General features: G+C 66.1%; 15 protein-coding genes and 1 tRNA gene. 11 read left to right on the forward strand and 5 right to left on the reverse strand.

The window, feature by feature from the left end; translation table 11 throughout:
• Window positions 1-99: 99 nt before the first annotated feature.
• Window positions 100-175: transfer RNA gene (locus ABW16_RS15310), tRNA-Arg, on the forward strand.
• Window positions 176-342: 167 nt separating this feature from the next.
• Here the strand turns inward: ABW16_RS15310 and ABW16_RS15315 are convergent.
• The gene (locus tag ABW16_RS15315) at window positions 343-1,077 is read right to left on the reverse strand and encodes a hypothetical protein (RefSeq protein WP_131721509.1); all 735 of its coding nucleotides are present in this window, start codon (window positions 1,075-1,077) and stop codon (window positions 343-345) included.
• A gap of 166 nt (window positions 1,078-1,243) precedes the next feature.
• On the opposite strand from ABW16_RS15315, the gene ABW16_RS15320 reads away from it, so the two are divergent.
• Window positions 1,244-2,374, forward strand: a complete 1,131-nt coding sequence (locus ABW16_RS15320) for an ImmA/IrrE family metallo-endopeptidase (protein ID WP_233424783.1) — start codon at window positions 1,244-1,246, stop codon at window positions 2,372-2,374.
• Complete coding sequence (locus ABW16_RS15325) at window positions 2,371-2,841, forward strand: DUF4411 family protein (protein ID WP_047320053.1); 471 nt, start codon at window positions 2,371-2,373, stop codon at window positions 2,839-2,841. Before ABW16_RS15320 ends, ABW16_RS15325 begins: the two co-directional genes overlap by 4 nt.
• Before the next feature lie 270 nt (window positions 2,842-3,111).
• On the opposite strand, the gene ABW16_RS15330 is transcribed toward ABW16_RS15325, so the two are convergent.
• Window positions 3,112-3,306, reverse strand: a complete 195-nt coding sequence (locus ABW16_RS15330; protein WP_047320054.1) for a hypothetical protein — start codon at window positions 3,304-3,306, stop codon at window positions 3,112-3,114.
• A gap of 124 nt (window positions 3,307-3,430) precedes the next feature.
• On the opposite strand from ABW16_RS15330, the gene ABW16_RS15335 reads away from it, so the two are divergent.
• Window positions 3,431-4,075: a hypothetical protein gene (locus ABW16_RS15335; protein WP_131721510.1), complete on the forward strand. Its 645-nt coding sequence runs from the start codon at window positions 3,431-3,433 to the stop codon at window positions 4,073-4,075.
• A gap of 48 nt (window positions 4,076-4,123) precedes the next feature.
• On the opposite strand, the gene ABW16_RS23935 is transcribed toward ABW16_RS15335, so the two are convergent.
• Together ABW16_RS23935 and ABW16_RS15345 are read right to left on the reverse strand one after the other, a co-directional pair.
• Entirely contained in the window at window positions 4,124-5,707 is a 1,584-nt protein-coding gene (locus ABW16_RS23935) for an exonuclease domain-containing protein (protein ID WP_082134137.1), read from the reverse strand.
• Complete coding sequence (locus ABW16_RS15345) at window positions 5,704-6,396, reverse strand: hypothetical protein (protein ID WP_131721511.1); 693 nt, start codon at window positions 6,394-6,396, stop codon at window positions 5,704-5,706. Before ABW16_RS15345 ends, ABW16_RS23935 begins: the two co-directional genes overlap by 4 nt.
• Window positions 6,397-6,467: 71 nt before the next feature.
• Here ABW16_RS15345 and ABW16_RS15350 point away from each other — a divergent pair, with 71 nt between their 5' ends.
• The 3 genes from ABW16_RS15350 (at window position 6,468) to ABW16_RS15360 (ending at window position 10,895) form a co-directional block, all read left to right on the forward strand.
• Window positions 6,468-6,761: a hypothetical protein gene (locus tag ABW16_RS15350; protein WP_047320057.1), complete on the forward strand. Its 294-nt coding sequence runs from the start codon at window positions 6,468-6,470 to the stop codon at window positions 6,759-6,761.
• 59 nt (window positions 6,762-6,820) lie between these two features.
• Window positions 6,821-7,993, forward strand: coding sequence for a Fic family protein (locus ABW16_RS15355; protein WP_047320058.1), 1,173 nt, complete (start codon window positions 6,821-6,823; stop codon window positions 7,991-7,993).
• 181 nt (window positions 7,994-8,174) lie between these two features.
• Complete coding sequence (locus ABW16_RS15360) at window positions 8,175-10,895, forward strand: helix-turn-helix transcriptional regulator (protein ID WP_052956932.1); 2,721 nt, start codon at window positions 8,175-8,177, stop codon at window positions 10,893-10,895.
• On the opposite strand, the gene ABW16_RS15365 is transcribed toward ABW16_RS15360, so the two are convergent.
• Window positions 10,877-11,161: a hypothetical protein gene (locus tag ABW16_RS15365; protein ID WP_047320059.1), complete on the reverse strand. Its 285-nt coding sequence runs from the start codon at window positions 11,159-11,161 to the stop codon at window positions 10,877-10,879. The two genes, ABW16_RS15360 and ABW16_RS15365, sit on opposite strands and share 19 nt — an antisense overlap.
• A gap of 154 nt (window positions 11,162-11,315) precedes the next feature.
• Between ABW16_RS15365 and ABW16_RS27780 the strand changes: the two genes are divergently transcribed.
• From ABW16_RS27780 to ABW16_RS15390, 4 genes are all read left to right on the forward strand, one after another.
• On the forward strand, window positions 11,316-13,019 hold the full coding sequence (locus ABW16_RS27780; protein WP_047320060.1) for a PGRS repeat-containing protein: 1,704 nt from the start codon (window positions 11,316-11,318) through the stop codon (window positions 13,017-13,019).
• 363 nt (window positions 13,020-13,382) lie between these two features.
• A complete protein-coding gene (locus ABW16_RS15375; RefSeq protein ID WP_047320061.1) occupies window positions 13,383-13,742 on the forward strand; it encodes a type VII secretion target in 360 nt (119 codons plus the stop codon).
• A 6-nt stretch (window positions 13,743-13,748) separates the two neighbouring features.
• Window positions 13,749-15,143, forward strand: a complete 1,395-nt coding sequence (locus tag ABW16_RS23940) for a hypothetical protein (protein ID WP_052956933.1) — start codon at window positions 13,749-13,751, stop codon at window positions 15,141-15,143.
• The gene (locus tag ABW16_RS15390; protein WP_052956934.1) at window positions 15,144-15,842 is read left to right on the forward strand and encodes a hypothetical protein; all 699 of its coding nucleotides are present in this window, start codon (window positions 15,144-15,146) and stop codon (window positions 15,840-15,842) included.
• Window positions 15,843-15,886: the final 44 nt, after the last annotated feature.

Raw genomic sequence — 15,886 nt, forward strand, 5'->3', positions numbered from 1 at the left:
ATGGTCTTACGTGGTCAGGCCCCGAATCCGTCCGGTTCTCGGGTCCGGGCTTTGATGCGCTAGTCTGTCAAAGCCCACATGGCGCCGCATCACGCGAGCGCCCCCGTAGCTCAGGGGATAGAGCGTCTGCCTCCGGAGCAGAAGGCCGCAGGTTCGAATCCTGCCGGGGGCACCAGGTCAGGCCATGTTTTTGGGTAGTCCGGGCCGAATGCGGGCCGAATCGCTCAGACTGGGCCGCTAGACTGTCAGCCCGACCACCGGCAGGGCGATGGCCTCACCCGACCGTCGGCGCGCCCGCCACCTCCGACCGCAATACCGCGACCCACGCGCCGCATGCTCAGTTCACTCTTCGGATGGACTCGGGTCGGTGGATTCGTGCGGAAGATCAACGACGAGTCCGTTGGGGCCGTACCAACGAACCTCTCCAGAGGAGAATTTCACCTTGCCGATCAGGTGGGTGCTGAAGTGCCACTCGGTCAGGTCGGGCTCGTCGCACCCCTCCTCGGGTTTGAATCCCCAGGGGCGGGATTCTTCCCGGCGCGCGTCCGGCGCGGAGAAGTGGGGCGGCATAGGGTGATCCCCGCTAATTGCAGACAGTGACCGCCGGACGTACTCGATGTAGTTCAGCAGGTCGTGGGCGTCGCGCCGCCGCAGGTCGTCTGCGCGCGTACGTTGCTTTGACTGGTTGAAGCGCACCATCCATATCAGCGCATCCCATCGGTCGCGCAGTTTTGCCGGGAGAGCGTGTGCGTGGCTGGAACCCGCTCGCAGCAGTGCGGAGGCGCGACCTTTCCGTTCTCGATGAACGTCCTCTGTCGACATGACTCGCACGAAAGACGCCGAAGGGTCTCTTTCGTCGTCTCGGTTGACCGTCGTGAAGTCCGCGAGTGCCGCAATCAACTGGTCGGCTGCGAAAGACTGCCGCCGCTCCTCATCGAGACGCCGCGTCTCCCGCCGCTCTGTTGCCGCCAGGTCCGTCTCGTGCTTCAAGACCTTGGCGGTTTGCCGGGAACCCACCCAAGCGGCGAGGACACCGCCAACGAGCGCACCCAAGAGTGCCGCCAGCATCTCAGTCATGTTAAGCAACATATCCTTGGCCACCGACGCATGTTCTCGCGGTCAGCCTGCCTACTACCGACGCAATAGCAGTACAGCGAACGGGCAGCGGCCAGTCGGACCTCGCCTTTAACATTGCACGAACTGGCAGTGCCCGAGGCTGTCCGGTGTCCCGGAGAGGTGGTGGATGATGGCACGAGCGCCTATCGACCCGTCCGCTCTGGAATGGGCGCGTGAGACCAGCCGTGTCACGTTGGCCGACCTCGCGCGGGCACTGGGCGTCAAGCCGTCCCGCGTAGTCGAGTTCGAGTCTGGTGACGCGCGACCGACTTTTCGGCAGCTCACCCTCATGGCGGGTAAGCTCGACCGCCCCCTGGGCTTCTTCTTCGCACCGCCTCCCGCTGTGTCCGATGTGCCAGACACCGCAGACTTTCGGGGGCGTGCCGACGCCGACCTACCGGCGGAGCTGGCGAAGGAAATGCGCCGCGCCGAGCAGCATCGGGACGCGATGCTCGACCTCGGTGGCCGTCCTGAGCGCCGCGTGAATGTGCGTCCAATCACGTGGGACACCATTGCCGAGCGTGCTGCCGATTTGAGGGGGCAGTTCGGCCTCACCGACACTTTCGTTCCCCCTGAGTCTTCCAACAACCAGGTGTTCAGTTTCTGGCGCGGGCTGCTGGAAGGCAACGGGATTCTCGTCCTCCAGACGACGAAAATACCCCTGCAAACCTTTCGGGGGCTGTCCGTTCACCATGACGAATTGCCCCTCGTGATCGTCAATGGCGGGGACAGCCCGACGGGCCGGACGTTCACTCTGTTCCACGAGGTCGCACATCTGATCAACAGAACCAGCGGGCTGTGCGCCCTGCGGGAGACGGTCAACGAGGAAGCGCTGGCCAACAACTTCGCCGCCGCGTTCCTCATGCCCGAGGCTGCGGTGCGTATGCATATCGTCGCCGCCGACGATCCGGCCACGGTTGCCGACCACCTGGCGCGCCATTTCAAGGTGAGTCAGTTAGCGGCGGCGGTCCGGTTGCGCAGACTCGGCTTCATCTCTGCCGGTGACTTGGACAGCATCAGAGCAGCGAGCGAAGAACGATGGGAACAGGCGCGGCGGGCGCAGAGGGAGAGCACAGGGTTCGTGCCGCCTTGGCGACTCCGCTACCGCGATCTGGGACCGAGTTACATCGGCACCATCGCCCGTGCCCTTGAGGATCGTCGGGTCGACCTGGTGGACGCGACATACCTGCTCAACGCACGTCTGCCGATGGTCGAGCAGATGCTCGATGAGTATTACCGAACCGGTGGCGCTGAATGAGATTCACGCTCGACACGAACATCCTCATCAACTTGACACGGCAGTATCCGCGAGACATTTTCCCCGGCCTATGGGAGAGCGTCGAGGCGTCCGTCTCGTCGCGGGAAAGCTGCATATGCGAGGCGATTCTGCGCGAGCTGAAACGCGGCGGCGATGACCTCCATAAGTGGGCGAAAGACCTACCCGGATTCGTGTGTGCCGTATCCGATGCTGAACTGGCGACGGTTGCAGAGATTGGCCGCGCCCACCCAGGCTGGGTGCAAGAACAGCTCAACGAGGCCGACCCCTTCGTTATCGCTCATGCCAAGGCAGAGCAGTCAGTGATCGTCACCGAGGAGAACCGCAAAGGTCCCAACACGCACGATAGAAACCAGAAGATTCCCAATATCGCCGACGAGCACTCAGTCGACACGATCAAGTTCTTCGATTACGTGCGGGCCAACGGCTGGACGTTCGGGGCAACCTAATGCTCCGGCACGCCGATGCCGTCGTAGAGGTTCCACGGTTCGCAGCTGCTCATCACACCATCCTCCGGTCGGCTATCGGGCGGCGAAGGGCCAGCGGGTCGTATGCCTCGACGTGGGGTCCGTCGACCCGCTTTCAAGTTCCCGCTGTGGCGCGAGCGCCTCGGTTTTGAATCCTGTCGGGGGCACCAGGTCAAGCCATGTTTTTAGGTAGCCCGGGCCGGATACGGGCCGAATAGGTGCGAACGATTGACCTGCACGGCGCTGCCGACTTTAGCGGGCCGGCACTGTTCGGTGCTTCTCGCCAGGATTGACGTGGGTCCAGTAATGGGGGCTGTAGAGAGCGACTTCCTCACCATTCTTGGTGACCTCCAGGAGACCCCCGTCCCTGACCACGATGGCGTGGGCATCGTCGTAGGAGTCATAACCGGCCTTGTCGCCGCGGGCGTAGTGGATCGTGAAAGCCATCGGCGAAAGCGTTCTCTACAGAGCCGGTACATCGATCCGCGGTGACGTTCCCGCCCAACTGTCCGTCATTAGTGGACAGCTGTCCGGCTAGAGTCACGTGAACTGACATAACCGAGGAGGCGCCGTGGGTCGACGTGAACGCAAGGCCGTGAAGAATCTCCGGGCTACGCGGGCCGCTGAGGCCAAGCTCGCAGCGGAAGACGCCAAGAAGGCAGAGCGCGCCCGCAAGCGGGAAGATGCCAAGGCGCAGTGGGATGCGCAGTCACCCGAGGAAAAGAAGGCGACCTTCAAGGTGCTGGCGGTCGTGATCGGCGTCGTGATCTTCATCTTCGTGCTCATCGGCGCCTGCAATGGTCATTCGGACGACGACAAGAACTCGACCTCAGCCACCACTACGTCGCGTACGCCTTACACCCCGCCGCCCGCGCCCGTTGTCCGGCCGGCGCCGACGAACGCCGAAGTGCAGAACGCGTTCCAGGCCTACATCGCAGAACGCGCCGGCGCAGGGGTCATGCTGGCGCAATCGGTCACCTCGGTGGCGGTCGCCGACGGTGTGGTGACGGTGACAGCAGATCCGAGCCCTACCCTGCTGGAGCTGAGCCCGTTCGACAATCTCGCTGAGCTCTTCGGTACCCCCGTCGCATTCGATGATGACGACGGTGTTTGGCTGCGCGAGATCGTGCAGCGGGTCGACGTCGTCACCTCCACCGGCGCGTCGCTGGGATCGCTGACCGCAGCTCAGCTGCGCAAGATTGGGACCGGGGAATAGCGGCTGCCGGCGCCCCACCGCCCCGCCGCCGACCGGACCACACAGGGATCACCTCCGGGGAATGCACTCGCACCCGAACCCGATGTCACCGAGGCGCTGGGCGCTGATCCGTCCACAGCGGCGGCACCGGACGTGGTGTGGGTCGTAGGGCAGTGACGGTGCGGTCAGCGGGCCGAGGTAGTCGTAGCCGTTCCCCTCGGCGTGAGCCTGGGACTCCTCGTACGGCACGGGACTCAGGTCCGAGACGCCGACGAGCACGGAGCGTTGGTGGGCGGCCCACCCACGCCAGAAACAGGCCCGACAGGTATCCTCGCCGACCTGGTTCTTGTCGAGGGTGTAGACGAACCGGTAGTGGGCCGTCACCGCGCAGACCAGGCACTCGGTCAGCTGCCAGTCCTCGGGCCGGGTGAACGGCTCCAGCGGCCTGATGCCGCCCTGCCACTGAATCTGGGTTATGTGCTCGTCGCACCACGTCGGCTTCGACCGCGTGCGAAACGCAGCGGTGTTGCCGCAGCCCGGCTCCGAGCACAGCTGGTCGGTGGGCACCCGGTGCCGATGCAACGGCCTCGGCGGGGGCAAGGGTGCCGGTGGATCGAGCGGCCGGACATCGCGTTCGTCCAGCGCCGTCGCCCGTACCTTGCTCGGCAGCGGCTCCGTCAGTACGGCCTCCTCGGTGTCAAGCAGGCTCTCGGCGTCCAGCGGCACGCCGTCGAGGCAGCGCAGGAAGTCGTCCTCGGTCATCACTTCGATGTCCTGGCCCTTGTCCTGCAATGCGAACGCAGCCTCGGCCTTCTTAGTCAGCGCGGCGCCGGGGCGGAGCACCGCCGGATTGACGTCCCCGACGACGAGCACGTTGGTCCGCTTGGTGGTCGCCTTCTCCGGGACCGCGCCGACCTTCACACACTCGTCCCAGGCGACCTGGCGGGTCATCGTCATCAGAGCGCCAGTGAACACCACCACCCGGCCGTAGAGATAGCCGTCCGGGTCGGCGTCGACGTTCGCCTCGGCGCGGGTCAGCGTCGACGAGCCGCCATGCTGGATCGCGACGCTTCCCCGGTAGACGCCGCCGCTCATCTGGCCGATACGGACTCCGGCGGCGTGGGCCAGTTCGTCGAGGTCGTCCACTGCCCGCTCGGCGGCGAGCCGGGCCACGATGTCAGTGACCGCCAGGGCGTCGGCCAGCGGGTCGTGGTGGTCCTCGCCGAGGTGCCCACCGAGGGAGTCGACCACGAACGGCAGTCGGTAGGACGGGAGCTTCATCATCCGCCGCGCCATGACCAGCGTGCAGACGAACTGCACCTCTGGCCACGCCATCCCGTCGGCGATGCAGGCGTAGCGGATGACGCCGATGTCGAACCCGGCGTTGTGGGCGACCAGAACGTCGTCGCCGATGAAGTCGAGGATCAAAGGCAGCATGTCTCGCCAGCGCGGCTCGTCGGCAACCATGTCGGCGGTGATGCCGTGTACCCACACGTTGAAAGGGGAGAAGTAGTCGACCGCCTCGGGCGGGCGCATCAACCAGCGTGCCTGGGCAACGGGCCGCCCGTCACGCACGCGGACCAGGCCCACCGCACACGGGGAGCCGCGGTAGGCGTTGGCGGTTTCGAAGTCGATGGCGGTGTAGTCCATCATCGTTTCAACGGCTCCGGCGTGATGAGCTCTGCGAACTCCGGCGGAAGCTCTGTCAGCTTCGGGTCGCAAAGTTCCGCGGGCATGATCGGCCGCAATACCCTTGTCTTGGTCTTGGTGGGGAGGCTGCGACGAGCGCGTTGCGCGTCCGTATGGAGCCAGAACCGCCACGCGGCGGCGACGTAATTGGCGGTTGCCAGCGCACGAAACTCCGGCCGGTCACACTCGTCGGGGATCAGCTCCGGCACCGCCCTGGGGAAGTCCGGATCGACGAGTTGCCGCGTGGAGGTTCGCGCAGCCGTGACCGCCTCGTCGATGCGCTGTTGATAGACAACAGTCACCTTGATCAGGGCGTCGAAGACGTCATGGGTGAGGGGTTTCACAAACGGAACTGGTGCCACAGTGCCGGCGGTGAGGACTACTGCACGGTGGGCGGTCAGCGATCGAATCTTGGTTTCGTAGCGCTCATCGTCGTGTGCGATGACGATGGCGTTGGTGTGGTTGACCCGGAGACCTTTCAGCTCGTCGTTGTCGCCGTCGCGTTTCAAGCGGGAATCCTCGATCCGGCTGGTCAGCCACACTGCGGTGGCTTCCGACGACGGTTGCCTGTCCACGATCGCGAACCCGAGCATGGCCCTCCTCGACGCGTGTTGCGCCGCGGTATTGGACGGCGGCTCATAGAGGATATCCATCCGTTCTGTTCTTGGAGACGAATGTATGTCGCGGTGCCTTGTGATGCGCCAACCGGGAATACTTGGCCACCATGATGGACGGCGAAATCAAGCGACTGCTGACTCCGCCGGCACGCCGCGGCGTCAACGAGATGAAGCTGCAGATCAGCGAGATCGGACCCGGCTCGCACGTCGGTGTGGCGTTCAGCGATTCTGTTTTCGGCATCTACGCCGTGTGGGGCAAAGCTGCGCGCGCCTGCCACGGCGAGCTGGTCCTCGGGGCCACACCTACAAGGCCCTGCAGTTATTTGGACCCCTACGACGGGCATCATTGCGTCGAGTTAGCCGTCAATCTGCAATCAGCGTGCACCGAGGCCACGCACTAAATGACGCTTGCCGACAAAGCTAGCGACACTTATATGCTAAGTGTCGCTATCATTGATCTATGGCGACACTTGCTCCGTTGACCTATGAGACCCTGCAATGGCAGCCGAGTCTTGATCATGGGTACTCCCGAAGCTCTCGCCGGGGAGGTCCGTACTCAGCGGCGGTCCCTGTTGCCGTCGCTGACCTGGATATTGCGTTGCCGCCGTCCGCTCACGCCGAGATGGAGGACGCCAGCCACGAGATCGCCCGCTTCGATGCCGAACTCGGTGGGGAGATTGTGCCTTTCGCCTCGGTGCTGTTGCGCTCAGAGTCTGCGGCCAGTTCCCGCATCGAGAATCTCACCGCCTCGGCCCGATCCGTCGCCGAGGCGGAGTTGCCGAACGGGAAGGGCAAGCCCAACGCCGAGCTCATCGTGGCCAATACAGCGGCGATGCAGGCCGCGATCGCCCTGTCTGACACCATCACGGCGGAGGCGATCCTGGCCATGCACGCTGCGTTGCTGGAGGGCCAGACGCGGCACACGCCCGGACAGTGGCGCACTGAGCCGGTGTGGATCGGGGGAGGGAACAGTCCGCTCTCGGCTGAGTTCGTTGCTCCTGATCACACTCGTGTGCCGGCGGCGATCGATGACTTGATTGTGTACGCGCAGCGAAGCGATGCCCCGCTGTTGGCGCAGATCGCGGTGACTCATGCCCAGTTCGAGACCATTCACCCGTTTACCGACGGCAACGGCCGCACCGGCAGGGTGTTGGTCCAAGCGATGTTGCGCAACAAAGGCTTGACCCGGCAAATCACCGTTCCGGTTTCGGCTGGGTTGTTGGCTGACACGGCGGGCTACATCGACGCGCTCACCGTTTACCGCCAGGGCGATGCGGTCCCGATCGTCGAGAGGTTTGCCCAGGCGAGCATCCGGGCCGTCGTCAACGGCAGACAACTCATCACCGAACTGCGCGAGATACGGTCCAGCTGGAATGAGCGAGTCACCGCACGATCGGACTCGGCGGCGTGGAAGGTCGCTGATCTTCTGACCCGGCGGCCGGTTGTCAACAGTGCGCTGCTGCGCGACGAACTCGGCCTGCGCACGGATCATTTACGCCGCTATCTCGATCCGCTCGCCGAAGCTGGGATTGTCGTGGAATCCTCGGGTCGAACACGTGACCGGATTTGGCGTGCACCGGAGATCCTCGACGCCCTTGACGCATTCGCTGAGCGGGCAGGACGACGCGGCTGACGAACGGGCGACCGCGATCCGCACCACTCGTCACCCCCGCCTGCCCGATGACCTCGCATCGGTTTCCTAAAGGAATACCGAGCGATCCCCCGCCCGTTACAACGGCAAGGCCCGCCCCATCGAACTGAGCTCCTGAACTGCACCTACGTCATACACTCATCCCGCGACGGGTGGGTGGGCGATGGACACGATCAATGATGTGACCCGACGCGCCGAATGGTGCGCAGTGACGACATTCTTCGATCGTCCGTGGGAAGAGCCCGGTGCGCTGATTATTGACGGCGACGCAGGTATCGGCAAGACGACGTTCTGGTTGGCGGCATGTGATTACGCCCGACGCAACGGAGTTCGCGTGCTCTCAGCGCGCCCGGTGGCCGCTGAGGCGGTGCTGGCGTACGCCGCCGTGGCCGACCTGCTTTCGGGGGTGGAGCCGGAGGTCTGGGCGAATTTCCCTGATCCCCAGCGACGTGCCCTCGACCACATCCTGTTGCGTTCAGCGCACGGCGGCACCACCGCCGACCAGCGGACGCTCGCCGCAGCGCTGCTGGCGGTGATCGAGGCACTCGCCCAACGTCAACGGGTGTTGCTGGCCATCGACGACCTGCAGTGGTTGGATCCATCGAGCGCCTTGGTGATCAGCTTTGTGACGCGGCGGCTGCGCGGACCTGCGGCTGTGCTGGCCACCGTCCGCACCGGTGTCAACGAAACCCGGGCAATCACGCTGCCACTGCCCGCACCGGACGCGACACAGCGGATCACCTTGCCGCCGATGAAACTTGGCGATCTCCACCTGGTTGTGTCGCGACGGCTCGGACGATCTATCGCGCGCCCGGCCATGGTCCGCATCCACGAGGTGTCAGGTGGAAACCCCTTCTACGCAATCGAACTCGCGCGAAGCATCCAGAACGGTGTCGCGGCCAACGACTTCCGATTGGCGGGCACGCTCTCGGAGGTGGTGCGGGCGCGATTGGATGGGCTGCGCGGCGATCTCCAGGAGTTGCTGCTTGCAGCGGCGTGCCTGGGCAGGCCCACCGTCGAGTTGTTGGCGGACGCGCTCGCGATGGATGCGGCACAGCTTCGGCCGCTGTTGGAGCAGGCCGAGGCAGCCGGGGTGCTGGTACTCGACGGACACAAAGTTCGCTTCTCTCATCCGCTGTTGGCAACGGGCGTCACAAGCGACGCGTCAGCGGCCCGGCGCCGGGACATGCATCGTCGGCTGGCGCAGATTGTGACCGAACCCGAACTCCGGGCGCGCCATTTGGCCTTCGCCGCGACCCATGCTGACCCGGCAACGCTGAAGGCCCTGGATACGGGAGCTGAGATCGCGGGCATGCGGGGCGCACCGGCCGTCGCCGCGGAGCTGACCGACCTGGCGATCGGGCTCGGCGGTGACACCGTGCAGCGTCAGGTGAGCTCGGCGCGAAACCATTTCAACGCCGGCGACGCCGCCACCGCCCGTGCGATGCTGCTGCGGGCCATCGAACGCGACGGGCCCGCACCGTTGCGTGCCGAAGCCCTGCACCTGCTTGCGATGCTGAGCCAGTTCGAGGACAGCCTGATCGACGCGGCCGGTTATCTCGAGCGTGCTCTCGATCATGCGGGAGACACATCGGGATTGCGGGTGCAGATCCTGGTGCTGAAGTCGTGGATCGAGGTCCGGATCGGGCGGGCGGTGTCGTCGGAACAGACCGTCGAGGCAGCGGTCGAGGACGCCGAGCGGCTCGGGGAGCCGGCCCTGCTCGGCCAGGCCCTGGCCATGTCGGTGGTGGTGCACCTGCTGTGCGGGAACGGTTTCGACGACGGTGTTCGCCGGCGCGCGCGGACGCTGGAGGGGCGCGCGACGTTGACCAACGCCATGGCATTGTCCTGGGTGGGCGAACTGGCTGCGGCCAGCGTCGAGTTCGAGGCGGTCCGGCGGCACTGTATTGAGCATGCCTACGAAAGCGACCTGGTCTTCGTGTCGTTTCACAGCGTGCTCAATGAGATCTGGCGCGGCGACTTCGCTCGGGCCGCGCTCATCGCCGAAGACAGCGTCGAACGGGCACGCCAGCTCGACGGGGCGCTGCAGCTGTCCGCGGCGATGACCGCCCGGGCCATCGTGGCCGCCTACGCCGGGCACGTCGACGACGCGCGCACGGACTTGCACGAGTCGACGACGCCGATCGTGCGTAGCGGTTCGCAGCTGCTGACCGGGTGGGTCGTCGCGGCGCTGGGTTTCCTGGAGGTATCGCTCGGCAACTATCCGGCCGCGATGGACGTGTTGTCGCCGCTGCTGCCCACAATCAGCGCGAACGCGACCGAGATATTCGTCGCCGGGTTTGTGCCCGACGCCGTCGAGGCGCTGGTTCAAGTGGGGCGCATCGATGACGCCGAACCGCTGGTCGAGGCGTTGGCGGTGAACGGGCACCGGCTGGACCGGCCGTGGATGCTGGCCGTCGCCGAGCGCGGTCGCGCGATGCTGCTGGCCGCACACGGTGACCTGGACGGCGCCAGTGCGGCCGCTACGCTCGCGATCGGCCACCACGACCGGCTGGCAATGCCGTTCGAGCGAGCGCGAACGTTGTTGCTGCTCGGGCAATTACAGCGGAGACAGCGCAGAAAGGACGCCTCGGCACACACCATCCGGGAGGCACTGGCCGTCTTCGAGGAGCTGCAGACGCCGTTGTGGGCCGGGCGTGCCCGCGCCGAACTGGAACGATCCAGCGTGGGTCGACAACGCGGCGCCGGACTGACCCCGTCCGAGCAACGGGTGGCCGAGCTGGCTGCGTCGGGCATGACCAATCGCGACGTCGCGGCGGCCTTGTTCATCAGTCCGAAAACGGTCGAGGCCAACCTTTCTCGCGTGTATCGCAAGCTGGCGATTCATTCGCGGGCCGAACTCGGTCAACACATGCGCAGATGAACCCCTGCTGCGGACGTGATCCGCTGCGCCGACATGCCGGCGCGCTCGCACACCTGCGCCACCACCCGCGCGGAGGCGGCAATGAACACCCCGAACAGCATGGCGTCACCGGGTAGGGCGATCACCCCGAGCAGCCGGATGGGCGTGCCATCGGCCGAGACCTCGGCGACGGCCCCGTCGAGGCGGGCGGCGGTGGGGTGCACCGGTGCGTCGGCCAGGTCTTGGCAATACCATTCGGCCAAAAAATAGGCCTCGGGCAAACCCATGGTGCGAGGCTACGTCGCCGCCTCCCGCGGGGAAATCGGGTGTTTCCCTACCCCTACCTCAGCGCCATGACAGCAAAAACAAGGGAAACACCCGATTTATCGGACTCTCGAGCGTTATTAGCGTCAACGCTGACTGAGATCGGGAGGTGCTGTCATGACCACGAACCGCAAGCGCCGGATCCTCGGTGCGAGTGCAGCAGCAGGTGCGTTTCTGACGTTCGGGATGACGCCACTGAGCATCGCGCCGCGCGCGCAGGCCGACGAGTTCGACTGGCTCGTGGACTGGTTGGACCCGCTGTTCACTCCGGCGCCCGCCGACCACGTCGATTGGCTGGCTTGGCTGGACCCCGGTGATGCGGCAGCGTCCACGCAGTCCGCCGCAGCCTGGTTCGACCAGTTCATCTACCTGCCGATGCACGACAGCATCGAGGGCTGGATCAACAGCCCGCTGGGATTGCAGGTCGACGCCGTCATCAACCAGCTCGCCGGCCAGTATGTGATCGGCGACGGCGCCGACGGCACACTGGCCCACCCCGACGGGTATGACGGCGGTGCGTGGTTCGGTGACGGCGGCGACGGCTACACGCCGGACCTCTTCGGTTCCAACGGTGGTGGTGGTGACGGGGGCAATGCCGGCTGGTTCGGCAACGGCGGGGCCGGCGGCAATGGCGCCCTCGACAGTGACGGCGGGGCCGGCGGGATCGGAGGGTCCTACATGGGTCACGGCGGCGACGGCGGTGACGGCGGAGCCGGATTCGACAGTGGTGGTAACGGCGGGGCCGGCGGTGACGCACCTGGCTGGCTGTTCGGCGTCGGTGGTGCCGGTGGTATCGGCGGCGACGGTGCGTCGTCGGCCGTCCCCATCGTGGCGGGCGCACCCGGCGGCGACGGCGGTGCCGGCGGCAATGCCACGGGACTGATGTTCGGTGATGGTGGCGCCGGCGGTGCTGGCGGGCGGGGCGGCGGCGCCACCTCCAGCCTCAGCGGCGTAGGCGGCTCGGGCGGGTCCGGCGGCAACAGTTCCGCCTTCGGTGGGGCGGGCGGCCGCGGCGGAGACGCGGGGGCCGCAGGGGGCGTGACCAACGGCGGTAGCGCCAACCCGGGCGGCAACGGTGGCCACGGCGGCAACGGTGGGCCGATGGGACCCGGCGGTGCCGGGGGTACCGGCGGCGACGGCGGCGACGTCAGCGGGACCACCGGTGCCGCCGGTCTGGGCGGGAACGGCGGCAGCGGCGGATTCGGCGGCTGGGGTGGGGCCGGTGGCGCCGGCGGTTCCGGTGGTATCGGCGGCAGCCTCACCGGTCATCCCGGCGGCGCCGGCGGGACCGGCGGCAACGGCGGCGCCGCAGGGAACGGCGGCTACGCGGCCGGCGGCGGCGGTGGTGGCGGCGGCGGCGCGGCACTCGCCCTCTCCCCGGCAACCACGGTCGACGGTGCCGACGGAGGCAGCGGCGGGACCGGCGGAACAGCCACCAGCGGAGGCTGGGGCGGCGTCGGCGGCGTCGGCGGAATCGGCGGCCGCGGCGGTGTCGGCGGTGCCGGCGGTAACGGTGGCGCAGGTTCCAACGGTGGTATCGGCGGGGATGGCGGCGCCGGCGGCTGGGGTGGTAGGGATGGTGCCGGCGGTGCCGGTGGCAACGGTGGCGCGGGCGCCGACGCTGGTGCCGGTGGTCAGGGCGGGGCCGGAGGCGACGGGTCCCAGTCCGGCGCCGGCGGTGACGGCCACGGCGGGGTGGGAGGCAACGGCGGCCGCGGCACGGGCTCCGGCAACGTCGGTGGCGACGGCGGGCCGGGCGGCGACGCACAAGTCAACGGCACGCCGGGGGCACCGGGAGTCAACGGGGATAACGCCCCTTAGCAGGCAACACCCCGGCACCCGTCAGCGCATGAATCCGATTGCGGCGTAAGCACTTCTCGTCAAGAGGCAGGTGAAAGATTCCCTGGTCTGGTACCAGGGAATCTTTACCGCAGGAAGATGGTCGGCGTTACGTCGCCGCCGACCGGCTCATTCCACGGGCGACCGCGACGTTGGCAAGGCTGAATTCCCGCACCGCTAGGACGTCGCCCCGGTGAACATAAGAACCCACCCATCGCAGTGATCGAAGCCGGACTCTTGGCTAATTCGAAACCTGCCGGGCGCACCGGGCCAAAATGCCCCGCAAGGGCTTCAGTCGTTCGACCGTGAATTTCGCAAACCGTCATTCACTAATACAGTTCTCCCATGACCTCCCCCGTCCTGCGGGTCACTCCGGTCAGCCTGCGGGAGCTGGCGCAGCGGTGCACGTCGCTGTCAGATCAGGTCGCACCAGCGCTGCCGGCGGCACCCGCTTCCGCGTGGCAGGCCACCGGCGCAGCAGCCGACAGTGTCAACGCCGGCGCCAGCGCAGCCGCGACCGCGATGCGCGGACGGATGACGGCCAGCTCGGGAAAGCTCACCACCGCGGCCCGCGGCTACGAGGCGATGGACCACGCCGGCGCTGCCGCCCTGGCCGCAGTTCCCCAGCACGGCACAGGCCTCTCCCTTGCAGTCCCCCACTCTGGCGCCGACGGCGGCGGCGGTGGGCGCGGGACACCGAGGTAGCCCGCGATGTCTTTTCCGACGCTGACCGAGATCGAAGACGCGAGCTGGGACTACCTCACCACTAACGCCACCGCCTGGACGAATCTCGCCAACACTTGGGAAGCCGCGTTCACCGAAATCCGCGACGCCTCAACGAGTCCCGGCGGCATCCCATGGACCGGGACCGGCGCCCAAGCGTTCCAACACCGCGCCGCTGCCGACGTGGTGAAAGTCCACGGCCCCGCCGACATGCTGCGCAACGCAGCCCAAATCGCCACCCGCGGCGCGCAGGCCCAGCAGCACAACAAGGGGCTGGTGCTGTCTGCCGTCAATACCGCTGAGCGAGAAGATTTCCGGGTTGGTGACGACTACTCCGTCACCGACACCTGGACCTACTACGGCTCCGCCGCCGAGCAGGCTCAGCGCGAGCAGGCCGCGGAAAGTCATGCCAGTTTCATCAAGTCGCGTGCCGCCAACCTGGTCAACAATGAGCAGGAGGTCGCGCGCCAACTCAGCACCGCAACGGCCGGACTACGCGAGTTCAGCTTCGGTGAAGAGGGCGCCGACGGTGGCGCGGGCGGCAGCGGGCTGCCGCAGGCCCAGACAGGCGGCAACGTTGACCCCGCCGACATAGCGAGGCAACGCGATCAGGCAATCGCCGATGATCCCGCTGCGGACCCCACCGCGCGGCGACTGGCTCAGAAACACCTCGATGACCTGCAGAATTCCCAATTCATCGGCCCATTGCCAACCGATCCGGTGCTCGGCGGCGACGCGCGTACGCGCGCCCAAGCCAGACGACAATTCCAGGATTTCCTCGAATCTGGTCAGGCCTATCCAGATCGGCCACCGCTGACACCCGATCAAGCAACCCAGATACTCGATCAGTGTGAGTCCCAGGCTCGGGATATGGTCCTCCGTGGCTTCGCCGACCAGTTGAGCGAAGCGGGAGTCTCTCCGGCGGGAATCCAGCAAGCACTCGACGAGGTACAAAGCGGCAAGTCGCCGCGGCAGTTGATCCATGAGGCGGGGTCTGGAATATCCAGCGGCGCGGGCGGTTTGGGCAGCGGCTTTGGTTCACGGGCGGAAGCTCTTCCCCAGGGCAAGCATTGGGGCGACGCTCCCACATGGTCCAAGGCCGACGCCGAAGCCCTTAAAACGTTGGGCCGCAGGCTCTCATTCGCCGGTATCGGTCTGGACAGTGTCTTGACCGCTGGCGACATCATCGACGGGGCGCCGTTCGGTGAAGAGATTGCAAAGTTGGGCGCACGCAGTCTCGGTGGATGGGCCGGAGGGTTCCTTGCCGGAGCAACGTGGGGTTCGTCGGTGGGGCCGGAGGGCACCGTGATTGTCGGCCTTCTCGGCGCTGTGGCCGGTGCGTTCGGCGTGGAGAAAGTGGTTACTGGAGTCTTAGGCGGTTAGATGTTGAGCGATCTGATGTTCGCGTTAGTGGTCCTCTGTTTCATTGCAGCATTCGTGCTGTCATTCCTGAAAATATCCAGAAGTGCCCAGCGGCGGATTTACTGGAGTTGCGCATGTATGGCGGGAGTGTTTGGCGCACTGGCGACCTATCCAACCTGGGATAATGCGGTCAGTATTGGCATTTTTCTCGTGGCAGCAATGGCGTTTATGGCCTATGCTTGTACCCCCTACATCAAGGTCGGCGGGAAGATTTATTCGTTGACCATTATGGACCCCGACCCTGAAGACGCACCCACGACCGCTGGCGATTCAACGCAGCGGGACACCGACCTACACCCGGAGTCCTACAGTGGGCTACTCACCGCAACAACCGCGTGGTGGCTGTTCATGGTGCCGGCTGTGGCCGCCACGGCGAACGTCTACTTCTTCATCGTCGGAGAAGGGCGGCTGTGGGTCGCGATCGTGAGCGCTTCCTTTCTTTGCCTACTGACTGTCGGAACCGCATACGGCGACGCCAGTTGGCGCTATCCGATAGCGCGCGGCCAATACTTGCAATTCGGTGTCGCCTCGGTCCTCACCGCAGGCGTTTTCCCCGCGATGTACCTGACCGCGTACTACATCGCCCAGCGCCGGCCACTACGACGCAAACAGTCGATGGAATATCGGGTACACCCCCGCCACAGAAAATTGGACAGCTAGACCCTCCGGCAGAATTTCGAGCAGGGCCAGTTTGTACAGTTCGG

Origin of the sequence: Mycolicibacter heraklionensis, assembly GCF_001021505.1 — a bacterium.
GTDB lineage: Bacteria > Actinomycetota > Actinomycetes > Mycobacteriales > Mycobacteriaceae > Mycobacterium > Mycobacterium heraklionense.

Bases quoted from the DNA above. Each gene is read 5' to 3' on its own strand.
- ABW16_RS15355 (WP_047320058.1), top strand. From the start codon at position 6,821: ATGGCGACACTTGCTCCGTTGACCTATGAGACCCTGCAATGGCAGCCG.
- ABW16_RS23940 (WP_052956933.1), top strand. From the start codon at position 13,749: ATGTCTTTTCCGACGCTGACCGAGATCGAAGACGCGAGCTGGGACTAC.
- ABW16_RS15325 (WP_047320053.1), top strand. From the start codon at position 2,371: ATGAGATTCACGCTCGACACGAACATCCTCATCAACTTGACACGGCAG.
- ABW16_RS15345 (WP_131721511.1), bottom strand. From the start codon at position 6,396: ATGGATATCCTCTATGAGCCGCCGTCCAATACCGCGGCGCAACACGCG.
- ABW16_RS15350 (WP_047320057.1), top strand. From the start codon at position 6,468: ATGATGGACGGCGAAATCAAGCGACTGCTGACTCCGCCGGCACGCCGC.
- ABW16_RS15320 (WP_233424783.1), top strand. From the start codon at position 1,244: ATGATGGCACGAGCGCCTATCGACCCGTCCGCTCTGGAATGGGCGCGT.
- ABW16_RS15375 (WP_047320061.1), top strand. From the start codon at position 13,383: ATGACCTCCCCCGTCCTGCGGGTCACTCCGGTCAGCCTGCGGGAGCTG.
- ABW16_RS27780 (WP_047320060.1), top strand. From the start codon at position 11,316: ATGACCACGAACCGCAAGCGCCGGATCCTCGGTGCGAGTGCAGCAGCA.
- ABW16_RS15390 (WP_052956934.1), top strand. From the start codon at position 15,144: ATGTTGAGCGATCTGATGTTCGCGTTAGTGGTCCTCTGTTTCATTGCA.
- ABW16_RS15330 (WP_047320054.1), bottom strand. From the start codon at position 3,306: ATGGCTTTCACGATCCACTACGCCCGCGGCGACAAGGCCGGTTATGAC.
- ABW16_RS15365 (WP_047320059.1), bottom strand. From the start codon at position 11,161: ATGGGTTTGCCCGAGGCCTATTTTTTGGCCGAATGGTATTGCCAAGAC.
- ABW16_RS15315 (WP_131721509.1), bottom strand. From the start codon at position 1,077: ATGACTGAGATGCTGGCGGCACTCTTGGGTGCGCTCGTTGGCGGTGTC.
- ABW16_RS23935 (WP_082134137.1), bottom strand. From the start codon at position 5,707: ATGATGGACTACACCGCCATCGACTTCGAAACCGCCAACGCCTACCGC.
- ABW16_RS15360 (WP_052956932.1), top strand. From the start codon at position 8,175: ATGGACACGATCAATGATGTGACCCGACGCGCCGAATGGTGCGCAGTG.